Raw genomic sequence first — 13,873 nt, 5'->3', positions numbered from 1 at the left:
TCATTTTAATAATTTCTATTCTGTCGGTATTTTAAGCCAATAACGGCAAGTAGAAATCTGACATAAACAGAACCCTCTACTGTATCCACGTCGAACTGCTTACCCTTCCCGCATAAACGCACAGCCGGGTCTGGCCATAAGCTTCCCTGTACGGACGTTTAGGAGCGCTTAGAGAATCTTACGAGATCCACACGCTAGTAAGCACTTAGTGAAGAACCCTAAGGCGATGAACTTCGTGCGGGTTGCGTGTTAGCTCGGAAGTTCTCTGCTCCCGTCCGTACAGGGAAGCTTATGGCCAGACCCGGCGTCCGCATACACCAATACCAAAAGGGAGCCGTCCCATGAACCTCTCAATTCATCAGGACAGCTCCCTCACATCATCACCCTGCACTCACCAGGATAACACTATCTCTATTTATCAATCGTAACCTTATCCAGATGCCAGATCTCATCCACATACTGCTGTATCGTCCTGTCAGATGTAAACTTACCGGAGCATGCTGTATTCAGCAGTGCCTTCTCAGCCCATCCCGCTTCATCCTTATAAGCCTCTTCCACACGCTTCTGTGCTTCCGCATAAGCCTTAAAGTCAGCCAGAATAAAGTAAGTATCTGCCCTGTCACTGCTCTTTGTATTCAGCAGTGAATCATAGATATCACGGAACAGCTCAAAGTCACCATTGGAATACGTTCCGTTGATCAACTGCATCAGCACATTACGGATATCCGGGTCGTTGTTAAAATACTGCATAGGATCGTATCCGCCGTGGTTCTCAAAGTTGATAACTTCATCTGAGGACAGACCGAAGATAAATGCATTCTCCTGGCCTACTTCCTCCACGATCTCCACGTTGGCACCGTCCATAGTACCGATGGTAACCGCTCCGTTCAGCATAAACTTCATGTTTCCGGTTCCAGACGCCTCTTTACTTGCAGTAGAAATCTGCTCAGATACATCTGCTGCCGCAAAGATCATCTCCGCATTGGATACGCGGTAGTTCTCAATAAATACAACTTTCAATTTGCCATTGATGGATTTATCGTTGTTCACCACATCTGCAACTGCATTGATCAGCTTGATAGTCAGTTTTGCGCGCACATATCCTGCTGCGGCTTTTGCGCCGAAAATAAAGGTTCTGGGATAGAAATCCATTTCCGGATGCTCTTTGATCTGGTTGTACAGATACATAACATGCAGAATATTCATAAGCTGGCGTTTGTACTCATGCAGACGTTTTACCTGTACATCAAAGATGGAACGTGGGTCAACCTCAATGCCGTTGTTCTCCATGATGTATTTTGCAAGGCGCACTTTGTTCTGATATTTAATGTTCATGAACTCCTGCTGTGCCCTCTTATCATCTGCATATACTTTCAGCTTGGAAAGCTGTGCCAGGTCGGTGATCCAGCCGTCTCCGATATGGTCTGTCACCCAGTCTGCCAGCAGCGGGTTGCCATGGAGCAGGAAACGTCTCTGTGTGATACCGTTGGTCTTGTTGTTGAATTTATTGGGATACATCTCATAGAAATCCTTTAATTCCTGCTTTTTCAGGATTTCCGTATGGAGCCTTGCAACACCGTTCACAGAGTATCCGCCTGCGATAGCAAGGTGTGCCATCTTCACCTGTCCGTCATAGATGATGGCCATTTTGCGGACTTTTTCCTGATTTCCCGGATATTTGTTGTTGATTTCCTGGATAAATCTGCGGTTGATCTCCTCAATGATCTGATAAATACGGGGAAGCAGTTTGGAGAACAGCTCAATAGGCCACTTTTCCAATGCTTCTGCCATAATGGTGTGGTTGGTATAGGCACAGGTATGGGTTGTGATCTCCCATGCCTCCTCCCAGGTCATCCCTTCCTCGTCCAGAAGGATACGCATCAGCTCCGCCACAGTCATGGTCGGATGGGTATCATTTAACTGGAAGGTGACTTTCTTCGGCAGGTCATGCAGGTCATTGTGAGATTTTTTATATTTCTCAATGGCAGCCTGGATACTTGCGGAGATGAAGAAATACTGCTGTTTCAGACGCAGCTCTTTACCTGCATAGTGATTGTCATTGGGATAAAGGACATCACAGATGTTCTTTGCAAGGTTCTCCTGCTCAACTGCTTTTCTGTAATCGCCCTTGTCAAACAGGTCAAGCTGGAATTCGCTGATGGCCTGTGCATCCCAGATCCTCAGGGTATTGACGATCTTATTGTTGTAACCCACGATAGGCATATCGTAAGGAATAGCCAGTACGGACTGGTATCCCTCCTGTACGAAATTGTTTCTGCCTGTGGCAGGGTCATATACTACCTTTACATATCCTCCGAATTTTACTTCTTTGGCGTATTCCGGACGGCGAAGCTCGAATGGGTAGCCGTCTTTCAGCCAGTTATCCGGTACTTCCACCTGGAATCCGTTCTCTATCTTCTGTTTGAACAGACCATAATGGTAACGGATACCGCAGCCGTAAGCACAGTAGCCAAGGGTTGCCAGGGAATCCAGGAAACATGCTGCCAGTCTTCCCAGACCGCCGTTTCCAAGAGCCGGGTCCGGCTCCTGGTCCTCGATCACATTTAAATCAAAGCCCAGTTCCTCCAGAGCTTCTTTCACTTCATTGTATGCGCACAGATTGATCAGGTTGTTGCCCAGCGCACGGCCCATAAGAAACTCCATGGACAGGTAGTATACAATCTTCGGGTCATCCTTCTCATACTGTTTTTGTGTCAATAACCAGTTGTCAATGATAACGTCTTTGACCGCAAGGGAAACTGCCTGGAAAATCTGCTCCTGGCTTGCCTCCTCAATGGTCTTTCTGTAAAGCATCTTTACATTTTCCTTGACGCTTTTCTTAAATTCTTCTTTTTTAAAATTATTATCTAACATTTTCTCCTCCTCCGGAACTGACCGGCCGGGAAGATTCCTTATGAAATCTTCTCCACGCCTAATGTCACGCTTTCAGAATTGATCTTCCAATCCTTTGTATAGCCGCTTACTTCATTGTAGTTGACGTCTTCTGCCAGTACCTCTGCCTTGATGTCCGCCTCGTGAGCGCGGAAGATGCCCTCAATCACCTGGTTTCCTGTAAGGGAGATCCTGATTTTATCCATTACCTCGAAACCAGCCTCTTTACGCATGGTCTGGACTTTGCTGATGATCTCTCTCACAAAGCCCTCTTCAATTAATTCCGGAGTCAGGTTTGTATCGAGTACAACCGTGATGTCATTGTCTGATTCGGAAACATATCCTTCCATCTGCGCAGTGTCAATGAGTAAGTCACTTTCTAATAATACTATTTCCTGACCGTCTATGTCAAGTTTCAGCTCACCGCCGGCCTTCAGCTCATCCATGGCTGCATTGCCGTCAATGGCTGACAGGGCTGCCCTGATACTGTTCAGATGCTTGCCGTACTTAGGTCCCACGGTCTTTAACTGCGGCTTGAAGCTGTAGGATGTGAAATCCCTCACATCGTCTGTGAAGCTCATTTTCTTCACATTCAGCTCATCCTCTATGATCTCCTGATAGAAGCCAGAGAGCTGGAAGGCTGCCTTCACGAACATTTTACCGATTGGCTGGCGGTTCTTGATGTTTGCCGCATTTCTGCATGCACGGCCCATGACTACGATCTCCAGAAGATTTTCCATGTCCGCTTCCAGTTCTTCATCAATCCATGCCTTATTGGACTCCGGGAAATCACACAGATGGATACTTTCCGGTGCATCCTTATCAATGCTTCTCACAAGGTTCTGGTAAATATCCTCTGTCATAAACGGAATCATAGGCGCTGCAGCTTTCGCAACAGTCACAAGGGCTGTGTACAGGGTCATATAAGCATTTATCTTATCCTGCTCCATACCTTTTGCCCAGAAACGCTCACGGCTCCTTCTCACATACCAGTTACTCATCTCATCCACAAACTCCTGCAGCGCGCGGGCTGTTTCAGGGATGCGGTAGTTTGCCAGGTTGTCATCCACGGTTTTCACCAGGGTATTCAATTTTGACAGCAGCCATTTATCCATGACCGGAAGCTTGTCGTATTCCAGTTTGTATTTTGCAGCGTCGAAGTTGTCGATATTTGCATACAGCACAAAGAACGCGTAGGTGTTCCACAGTGTTCCCATGAATTTACGCTGTCCTTCCTGTACAGCCTTTCCGTGGAAACGGTTTGGCAGCCAGGGTGCGCTGTTTACATAGAAATACCAGCGGATGGCATCAGCCCCGTAAGTATCCAGAGCCTCAAACGGGTCTACGGCGTTGCCCTTTGATTTGCTCATCTTCTGTCCGTTCTCATCCTGCACATGGCCCAGAACGATAACGTTCTTAAAGGGAGCCTTGTTGAAGATCAGGGTGGAGATAGCCAGCAGGGAGTAGAACCATCCTCTTGTCTGGTCCACAGCCTCGGAGATGAAATCTGCCGGGAACTGCTGCTCAAACAGGTCTTTATTCTCAAATGGATAGTGATGCTGTGCAAAGGGCATGGAACCGGAGTCAAACCAGCAGTCGATCACCTCAGGCACACGGTGCATCTCTTTGCCGCATTTCGGGCAGCGGATGGTGACATTGTCAATGTATGGCCTGTGCAGCTCAATGTCATCCGGACAGTTGTCGGACATTGCCTTTAACTCTTCTTTGCTTCCGATGGAGTGCATATGTCCGCATTCACATTCCCACACATTCAGCGGGGTTCCCCAGTAGCGGTTACGGCTGATACCCCAGTCCTGTACATTCTCCAGCCAGTCTCCAAAACGGCCCTTGCCGATGCTCTCCGGAATCCAGTTGATGGTGTTATTGTTGCGGATCAAGTCCTCCTTCACGGCTGTCATGTTGATGAACCAGGACTCTCTCGCATAGTAGATAAGCGGAGTGTCACATCTCCAGCAGTGAGGATAGCTGTGTTCAAATACAGGCGCGTCTAAAAGCAGACCGCGTTTTTCCAGGTCCACAAGCACTTCTTTATCTGCTTTTTTGCAGAAGGTGCCTGCCCATGGGGTCTCCTTTGTCATCTCACCTTTTTCATCTACTAACTGTAAGAACGGCAGGTCGTATGCTCTTCCCACCTTGCTGTCATCTTCACCAAAGGCAGGTGCAATATGGACCACACCGGTACCGTCTGTCAGCGTTACATAAGTATCGCACGTTACATAATATGCTTTCTTCTTCAGTTCTACGAAAGGGAAGAGAGGTTCATACTCTTTGTACTCCAGATCTTTTCCTGTATAGTGCTCCAGGATTTGGTGATTTCCCTCGCCCAGAACTTTATCAAGAAGCGCCTCTGCCATGTAATATGTGTATTCACCGGATTTTACTTTTACATAAGTCTCGTTTGGATTCACACACAGTGCCACATTGGACGGAAGTGTCCATGGTGTTGTGGTCCATGCTAAAATATAGGCATCCTCGCCTTTTACTTTGAAGCGGGCGATCGCGGAGCGTTCTTTTACGTCCTTATATCCCTGGGCAACCTCATGGCTGGAGAGGGGGGTTCCACAGCGCGGGCAGTAAGGAACGATTTTATAGCCCTTGTACAAAAGACCCTTGTCCCAGATTTGTTTTAATGCCCACCATTCGGACTCAATAAAATCATCGTGGTAGGTGACATACGGATTGTCCATGTCTGCCCAGAATCCTACGGTACCTGAGAAATCCTCCCACATTCCTTTGTATTTCCAGACAGACTCTTTGCAGTGATTGATGAACGGCTCCAGGCCATACTCCTCAATCTGCTCCTTTCCGTCCAGTCCCAGCATTTTTTCCACTTCCAGCTCCACCGGAAGGCCGTGGGTATCCCACCCTGCTTTTCTCGGCACCATACAGCCTTTCATGGTGCGGTATCTGGGGATCATATCTTTGATAACACGTGTCAGAACATGGCCGATATGGGGCTTTCCATTGGCTGTGGGCGGGCCGTCATAGAAAGTGTAGGTCTCACCTTCTTTTCTGTGTTCCATGCTCTTTTTAAAAATTTCGTTGTCTTCCCAGAATTTCTCGATGTTTTTTTCTCTTTCCACAAAATTCATGTTCGTGGGGACTTTCTGATACATGTTTAATTCTCCTTTCTCTGTGCCTGGGGGATTTTTATATGAACCCTGCCCGGAGGGCTTTATTGTTGGATCGGGATGTCCCTGGACTTCCCGGTACAATAATAAAAGGCCTCCGCCCTGCAACAGGACGAAAGCCTCAGCTATCGTTTAACCACCTCTCACACATACTATCATACGCGTTCCTTTTAACGGGGGAAATCCGGCATCCCTTACTTATATTTCAGGCAGCGGCTCCGGAGTGATATTCTTCTGCTGATACTCATACCGGGCTTGCACCTTCCCCGGCTCGCTGTGGTTTTCTCATGCAGAACACTGTCTCCATCATCGTCTTTGTCGTTATCAAATTTCATTATAAATAGATAGGGAAGAAAATGTCAAGGGATATGGGAGAATTTCTAACATTTTGTCTTTCCGTCATCTCCGCCAATGGCTATTATTTCAAATCCTCCGGATCAGCATTATAAATAATCTCTGTTGCATCAATATCCATTCGTTCTGCATTATTGGTCAACGTTGCCCATTCCTCTTCGCTGCCGCCATAATAAATTTTTTTAACATCGTGTAAATATGTATAGAAACCATTATTCTCATCTGTAGTTTTCAGCGATTTTGGAAGATATAGATATTCTGCTCCACAGCTATTGAATGTATTCTTAGGCATAGTAACAATCCTACCACTGCACTGCCTGTTTCCGAAACAACAGATAAGCGGTCACAGTGAAAATAACCCCTGCCCCCACCAGCATACTGATCTGTACCGGAAGCTGGAAACCCGCGAACCATTGTCCCCATGCATTCCCTATGCGGTCCAGGATATTTCTGTCCCTGCTGTCTGTGGCACCCGGTATGGTCCAGCAGCCGAGAAGCCAGGCTGCCAGGATAATGATCTTTCCTCTTCTGAACTGTCTGACTACCGCAGCCCCCAGTACTCCACATCCGGTCAACACTGCAGACAGGCCCACGACCCAGGGCAGTGTGAATTTTGTCAGCACGGGGATGCTCTCCTTTATTTTTTCCGGGAACAGAATGGCGTACACCCCTGTCTCCACCCTAATGAGCACAAACAGCCCAGCCACCAGCAGCAAAGTCATCATAAAGTAAGTGATCACCGCTGACGGCACATAATACCGTCTTGTCTTTCCCATACTGACTGCCACATCAAATCCCATACACATGCCGAATATATTTCCAAACAACACCATGAACAGCACTCCTAACGTGGCTATCATGCTGCCTATCAGAAAATAACTTTTCTCATGACCAAAAATCTGTATACAGATCATAATCGCCATACCCAGTACACACAATCCAATCTCCGTGGCAAGATAAACACTTATGTCACAAAGCTCCAGTTTTACCTGGCCTTTTATTGATTTCCACATAATTCTCCTCCTCTACCGGACCTCAAGACCTGCAAGCAGGCGCCTTGAAATGAAAATATCCAATACCCATACCACTGCCGCGGCTATGGCTGCGTATAAAAGAATGTTGGCAAACTCAAAATTAAAAGAAATGCTTTTCTTGAGATCCATGGCTACAAATACCCCAAGAGCCCCACCGCCTGCCGCGAAAAACATTACCATGATCATCATGCCTATCTTGTGAAACCGCAGATAAATAAGTCCCACAACCTCCCCCAGAGACACAACGAGTATCATAGCACAGAATGCGATCGCCACCAGTTCCAGTCTCACATCCCCATTCATAAACTGCCAGCCGCCAATCTGGAACAGCAGTATAGTGATGACAGCCATAAGCACGGCAATTATAAACTTCATGGTCTGCATTCCTATCAATACATCTATACGCCTGCAGTTCAGGCACATGGCGGCAGGTATATAGCTTGAATAGACACTGGAGGAAGTTACTGACCCGATAAAGATACTGACAAAGATCATTTTGGCAGGCAGATCAGAAACCACCTGGCCACCCGATGAATCAGAAAGCCCCATGTGGATCTGCCCTCCGGTCAGCAGTGTGATCCCCAGCACTACCACAATGGACATTCCTATAACCTGTAACGCTGATTCAATGAACATTCTCCATTTTTTCATTGCTACACCTCCCCGCCGCACATTGCCACAAATATTTTCTGGAGATTCATAGGCTGTACCGTAACATTCTCCGTGCTCTCCAGCCTCTGTCCCGGCTCCAGCTTTACAGTCACACTTTTACTCCTTCCGATGCTCTCCTCCCTGTATTTGACAAGCCCTGCTGTTGCCCCATCCACATCCTCCCCTTTCCCGCTGACATGCACACAGCTTTCCAGAAGTTCCTGGGTGTTTTCCTTCAGAAGCATCCTGCCGTTGTGCAGGATAATAACCTCCTCAAACAAGTCTGCTGCCTCCTCGATAATGTGGGTGGATATGACAAAGGTACGCCCTGTCTCTGTATACTCCTCCAGCAGGATTCTGTAAAACTGCTCTCTCGCCACCACATCAAGTCCTGCCACGGGTTCATCCAGCAGAGTAAATTCCGCCTTGCTGGCAAGCGCCACAATTATGGTGATCATAGAGGTCATGCCCTTTGAGAGCTTGGAAATTCTTTTTTTCCTGTCCAAATGGAAAATGTCCAGCAGATGTTCCGCCATCTCCTTATCCCAATGAGGCATATATGTCTCTGCCATTTTGAGATAATCTTTTATCTTCAGCCCGCCGATCCCGCCGGCATTCACATTTGCATTTATCTCCCTTGAAAAGCAAAGATGAGAAAGGGAGGACTCATTCTCCCAGACCGGCTGTCCGGCCAATGTGACCGTTCCGTGTGTGGCCGGATTCTGAGCCGTCAGAATAGATAAAAGTGTTGTCTTGCCCGCGCCGTTTCTTCCGATCAGTCCATATATCTTCCCTTTCTCCAGGGTAAGGCTTACGTTATCCAATGCCTTTTTATCTTTATACCGTTTTACCAGATTCTCACATTTTAAAACCATCTCACTCATTTTACTTCCTCCCCTTTTCCAGCTGCTATCATATCTATCAGCTCCTCCTTGGTAATTCCCAGGCTTGCTGCTTCTGTCAGAAGGCTCCTGATATAGTCATCAAAAAACCTGTTTTTTCTTTTCTTTACAATACTCTGCTTTGCTCCCGCTGCAACAAACATTCCAATCCCCCTTTTCTTGTACAAAGTACCTTCATCCACCAGAAGATTCACACCCTTAGCCGCCGTTGCCGGGTTAATGGCGTAGAGCTTTGCCAGCTCGTTGGTACTGGGCACCCGCTCCTCTTCCAGCAGGATGTCACGGATAATGTCATTTTCTATCATCTCCTTGATCTGTAAATATATGGACTTTTCCTGACTCAGTAATTCCTGCAAGTATCCCACTCCTCTCTTTCAAGAATATGTATCGTGCATTGGTCATATGGTTCATTACTTGTGTAATTAACCATAACACTAATACACTATTTTGTCAATAGCTTTGTTTGGGAAAAGGGCTTGTAACCGGGGAAAAAATCTCTTATAATGATTAAAGCCTTTAAGAAATGAGGATTTTATTGTGAAAAGACCCAGATTATGGATAAACGCCCTGGTCCTGTCCTCCTGCCTGCTCCTTGGCAGCGGCCGGACCACCATATACGGAGCACAGCAGAACACAGCGCAGGCTCCTGCCGGCCCAAATGCGGCTGAAACGCCAAAGGACCCAAACGCCCCGCCTGACAGCTACAACTGGGAAGTCCAGTCCGATGCCACTCCCGGTTGGCCCACAGGCCCTCAGGTAGCGGCGGAAACTGCCATCCTCATGGATGCAGAGACAGGTGAGATACTCTATGCCAAAGGTATTGATGAAAAACGCTATCCGGCCAGTACCACAAAAATCATGACCGCCCTGGTGGCAATCGAAAACAGCGCCCTTACAGATCAGGTCACCTTCTCAGCCGAAGCTGTAAACGGCATTGAACCCGGCAGCACACATATCGGCGTCAAACCGGGTGAAATACTTACAATGGAACAAAGTCTGTACGCCATCCTTCTGGCTTCTGCCAATGAAGTCTCCTCCGGTGTGGCAGAATTCGTGGGCGGCAGTATCCCTGACTTTGTAAATATGATGAATGCCAGGGCTGAGGAGCTGGGCTGCAAAAATACCCATTTTGTCAACGCCAACGGCCTCCACGACCCGGAACATTACACCACAGCCAGGGACCTCGCCAACATTGCCAGGGAAGCGTTCAAGAATGAAACCTTCCGCAGTATCATTGGCGAAGAATACTACATTGAACCCAAGACAAACATCACAGATGAAGAACGCTGGCTGAACAACCATCACAAAATGCTGGTAACAGGGGATCTGCATTATGACGGCTGCCTGGGAGGGAAGACCGGATATACCAGTGATGCGGGAAATACCCTGGTGACCTATGCCCAGAGAAACGGCATGTACCTTATCTCCGTTGTTCTGGCCGACAATGCCGTCTATCAATACCCGGACACTGCAGCACTGCTCGACTATGGCTTCTCCAATTTTCACAAGGCGGTTCTTGCCCAGAAGGGGGAAGTCCAGTGCCTGAAGCCTCTGCCCATTGAACGCTATCTATATAACCTGACAAAATCCAAAATGATGACGCGCTTTACAGATACCGTGACGGTAGACCTGCCCGCAGACCTGCCTGTTGAGGATCTGACCAGGAAGACCAGCTTAGATAAGAAGAACCAGACCACAGAGTACTATCTGGGGGAACAGCTCCTGGCTGTCAGCCATGCGGAAGTCTGTCCAACCCTTACACTGTCGGAATTTCTGGAAACAGCCAAAAGTTCCCCTGCCAATACAGCCAGGGCGGCAGCTCAAAGCAGCGCCTCTGCCGGCCGAACGCCTAAGACCTCATCCTCTTCCCTGGGCGATTTTTTTCAGGAACTCAAATATAATTTCCAGAACATGCCCAAATGGAAATATCCGGCGCTTATTTTCCTGGTAACTGCGGTGATCTTCTATATTGTGCTTCTAATCATAAAAATCAAGAGACACCGGAGAAAGAGAAGCAAAAAGAATAAAAAATGATGAGTGATGTGAAGACAGGCACCCACATTCTACTGGGCAAAGGCCCGGAGATGCCGGACAATGACCAATAGCAAAACCCCATCGGAAGGCCGCCGATTCCCGGCAGCTTTCCGATGGGGTTTTTCCTTCTAATAATAATCCTGATGTCTCTTTGCGCGTCTCTTTTTTCTCAGCACATCCCGTTTCTGTCTTACTTCCTCTGCCTCTTCCTCGCTGATCTTCTTTACGGTCTTGACCACATAATAGTTCCCCTCATCTGTCCTTTTTAGTCTTGCCTTGCCGCGGAAGTAACCGTGTTCAGGGCAGAAGGCCAGGCACATGTGGGTCTTGGGATTAAGGGAAAACCAGCGAATCTTCTTCTTGGCGGTTTTTCCGCAGAAAAAGCAACGTGTACTCACCACTTCACGGTCTTTCATGGTCTCCTCTTTTGTAGGAAATTCCCTGGAGATGTATTTAGAATAGTCATCAAATACCGTGTGGATCTCCTCGCTTTTTGACTTGGGATTCTGATAGCAGTCAATAGAAAAGAACTTTCTCACTGTGTCCATGGGCAGACGTGCGAATATCCCGGCGGTGTAGACAGCATCGTTCAGGGCCCTGTGGAAGTTTTCTCCTTTGCTAAGCTCCATATAGTCAATGGCGTATTCCAGGGAACGGCTGGTCTTGTCACCCTCACATGCAATGCCGAACAGCTTCTGCACATCATAATAGCGGAGAGGACCTTCCAAAAGGTAAGTCAGCCTGTAGTATTTCATATTACGCTGCAGCTCCACCAGATCGGAGGGGCCCCAGGTACAGAACATCACATCTTCTCCACACCAGTTCAGGAACCTGCGGACCGCCTTTGAGAATGGTACCCCGTTTTCCAGTGTCTGTTTATCAATATGTAGTATTTCTTTTGTGCGGTAGTGCAGCCTGTGGTACACAGAAGGCTTGACAATCTCATGAAACTGGTCCGTCATATTTCTGTTCTCATCCAGCTTCACCGCTCCTATCTCGATAATCTCAAAGGGCAGCCGTTTATTCTCCCTGTCCTTTCCGTAGGGGCACTGATTCCATTCCAAATCAAATACAATATAGTTCATAATTAAGTCCTGCAGCTCTCTTTTATATTTGTTCCTGTCTCTTGGAAAGCGTTACCGTCCACTCAGTGTCCGGTAACCGGAAAGCATCTTTTTTGATTTTACCATTATTCTCTGTAAGGTGCAACATGGCATTCTCAATCATATTATACAAAAATTTTTAGATTATCTAAAATATTTTGTATTTTTCCATTGACTATAGTCCGCCCATTTGCTAATATTATAGTAATCTAACATATCGTGTTTCATAAAATGTTTCCAGGGACAGCAATTTGACCACAAGAGTGGGGCGGACAGATAACAGGAAGGAAATTTCAAACACTCCGGGCCATGATGTTTCGGAAAATCAAATGGGGGTAATTACATAATGAAAGGAATGGAAATCGGTAAAGGAAGTATCTTTGAACTGGAAGGCATTCCCGCGTTCCGGCAGGTACTGCCGCTGGCACTGCAGCATGTAGTCGCCATGATCGTTGGCTGTGTTACACCGGCCATTATTGTTTCAGGTGCTGTTAGCGGAGGAGGTATGTCTCAGGGAGACAAGGTCATCCTTATCCAGGCAGCTCTTTTTGTGTCCGCAATTTCCACACTGCTCCAGCTTTTTCCTCTGGGCACCAAAAGCGGATTCCACATCGGTTCCTCCCTGCCGGTCATCATGGGCGTCAGCTTTGCCTATGTGCCCAGTATGCAGGCCATTGCCGAGGGGTATGGTGTTGCGACCATACTTGGATCTCAGATCGCGGGCGGCTGTGTAGCTATTGTTGTGGGACTGCTTGTCCGGAAGATCAGGGTGTTCTTTCCACCTCTGATCACCGGGACTGTTGTGTTTACCATCGGCCTGTCCCTGTATCCCACTGCCATCAACTATATGGCAGGCGGTACCAGCAGCGAGACCTACGGTTCCTGGCAGAACTGGGCAGTAGCCATATTTACTCTTGTGGTCGTAACTGTACTGAACCACTTTGGAAAAGGCATTGTGAAGCTGGCTTCTATCCTGATCGGTATGGTTGCCGGATACGTGGTCTCCGCCTTTTTCGGCATGGTCAGTTTCAGCAGCGTGGCATCCGCCAGCGTGTTCCAGCTCCCGCAGGTTATGCATTTCGGCATTAATTTTGAGGTGTCATCCTGTGTAGCCATCGGCCTTCTCTTTGCCATCAACTCCGTCCAGGCCATCGGTGACTTCACGGCAACGACTGTGGGCGGGCTTGGCAGACAACCCAGTGACAAAGAGCTGCAGGGCGGCATTGTGGGATACGGGATTATGAATATTATCAGTGCCGTGTTCGGCGGACTTCCCACAGCTACCTACAGCCAGAATGTAGGTATTGTGGCAACCACGAAGGTGGTGAACCGTTGTGTTCTGGGGCTGGCAGCCATTATCCTGGGTGTGGCGGGACTGATTCCCAAGTTTTCCGCACTGCTCACCACCATTCCCCAGTGCGTTCTGGGCGGCGCTACTGTATCTGTGTTTGCCTCCATTGCAATGACAGGTATGAAGCTCATCACCTCTGAGGATATGAACTACAGGAACACTTCCATTGTAGGCCTGGCAGCTGCACTTGGAATGGGAATTTCCCAGGCAGCTGCAGCCCTTGCCACCTTCCCAAGCTGGGTAACCATGATTTTCGGCAAATCTCCGGTTGTGCTGGCGACCCTGATCGCTATACTGCTGAATATCATCCTGCCCAAAGAAGAATAAGTAAAACCGGCCCCTGTTGTTATATACCGGACAGCTATATTCGCTGTTCCGCGTATAACAACAGGGGCCGGTT

General features: G+C 47.8%; 10 protein-coding genes. 2 read left to right on the top strand and 8 right to left on the bottom strand.

Features of this window, described 5'->3' with window-relative positions:
- Positions 1-411: 411 nt before the first annotated feature.
- From A4V09_RS20535 to A4V09_RS20505, 7 genes are all read right to left on the bottom strand, one after another.
- Positions 412-2,874 (bottom strand): glycogen/starch/alpha-glucan phosphorylase, encoded by a 2,463-nt coding sequence (locus tag A4V09_RS20535; protein WP_065543958.1) that lies wholly within the window; start codon positions 2,872-2,874, stop codon positions 412-414.
- Positions 2,875-2,912: 38 nt separating this feature from the next.
- Complete coding sequence (ileS, locus tag A4V09_RS20530) at positions 2,913-6,029, bottom strand: isoleucine--tRNA ligase (RefSeq protein ID WP_065544892.1); 3,117 nt, start codon at positions 6,027-6,029, stop codon at positions 2,913-2,915.
- Positions 6,030-6,462: 433 nt separating this feature from the next.
- The gene (locus tag A4V09_RS20525; protein WP_065543957.1) at positions 6,463-6,690 is read right to left on the bottom strand and encodes a hypothetical protein; all 228 of its coding nucleotides are present in this window, start codon (positions 6,688-6,690) and stop codon (positions 6,463-6,465) included.
- Positions 6,691-6,700: 10 nt separating this feature from the next.
- Complete coding sequence (locus A4V09_RS20520; protein ID WP_065543956.1) at positions 6,701-7,411, bottom strand: hypothetical protein; 711 nt, start codon at positions 7,409-7,411, stop codon at positions 6,701-6,703.
- 12 nt (positions 7,412-7,423) lie between these two features.
- Positions 7,424-8,083 carry a hypothetical protein gene (locus A4V09_RS20515; RefSeq protein WP_065543955.1) on the bottom strand — a complete coding sequence of 220 codons (660 nt, stop codon included), beginning with the start codon at positions 8,081-8,083 and terminating at the stop codon, positions 7,424-7,426.
- Between the two features lie 2 nt (positions 8,084-8,085).
- Positions 8,086-8,967: an ABC transporter ATP-binding protein gene (locus tag A4V09_RS20510; protein WP_065543954.1), complete on the bottom strand. Its 882-nt coding sequence runs from the start codon at positions 8,965-8,967 to the stop codon at positions 8,086-8,088.
- Positions 8,964-9,341 carry a GntR family transcriptional regulator gene (locus A4V09_RS20505; RefSeq protein WP_065543953.1) on the bottom strand — a complete coding sequence of 126 codons (378 nt, stop codon included), beginning with the start codon at positions 9,339-9,341 and terminating at the stop codon, positions 8,964-8,966. The genes A4V09_RS20510 and A4V09_RS20505 overlap by 4 nt, the downstream gene beginning before the upstream one ends.
- 181 nt (positions 9,342-9,522) lie before the next feature.
- On the opposite strand from A4V09_RS20505, the gene A4V09_RS20500 reads away from it, so the two are divergent.
- Complete coding sequence (locus A4V09_RS20500) at positions 9,523-11,019, top strand: D-alanyl-D-alanine carboxypeptidase family protein (RefSeq protein ID WP_065543952.1); 1,497 nt, start codon at positions 9,523-9,525, stop codon at positions 11,017-11,019.
- Positions 11,020-11,147: 128 nt separating this feature from the next.
- Here the strand turns inward: A4V09_RS20500 and A4V09_RS20495 are convergent, their stop codons facing one another.
- Positions 11,148-12,104, bottom strand: coding sequence for a 3'-5' exonuclease (locus A4V09_RS20495; protein WP_065543951.1), 957 nt, complete (start codon positions 12,102-12,104; stop codon positions 11,148-11,150).
- Between the two features lie 364 nt (positions 12,105-12,468).
- On the opposite strand from A4V09_RS20495, the gene A4V09_RS20490 reads away from it, so the two are divergent.
- Positions 12,469-13,800, top strand: coding sequence for a uracil-xanthine permease family protein (locus tag A4V09_RS20490; protein ID WP_065543950.1), 1,332 nt, complete (start codon positions 12,469-12,471; stop codon positions 13,798-13,800).
- The last annotated feature ends 73 nt before the right edge of the window (positions 13,801-13,873 follow it).

It is taken from the genome of Blautia pseudococcoides (genome assembly GCF_001689125.2).
Lineage (GTDB): Bacteria > Bacillota > Clostridia > Lachnospirales > Lachnospiraceae > Blautia > Blautia pseudococcoides.
This window is presented reverse-complemented; position numbering and strand designations above follow the sequence as displayed.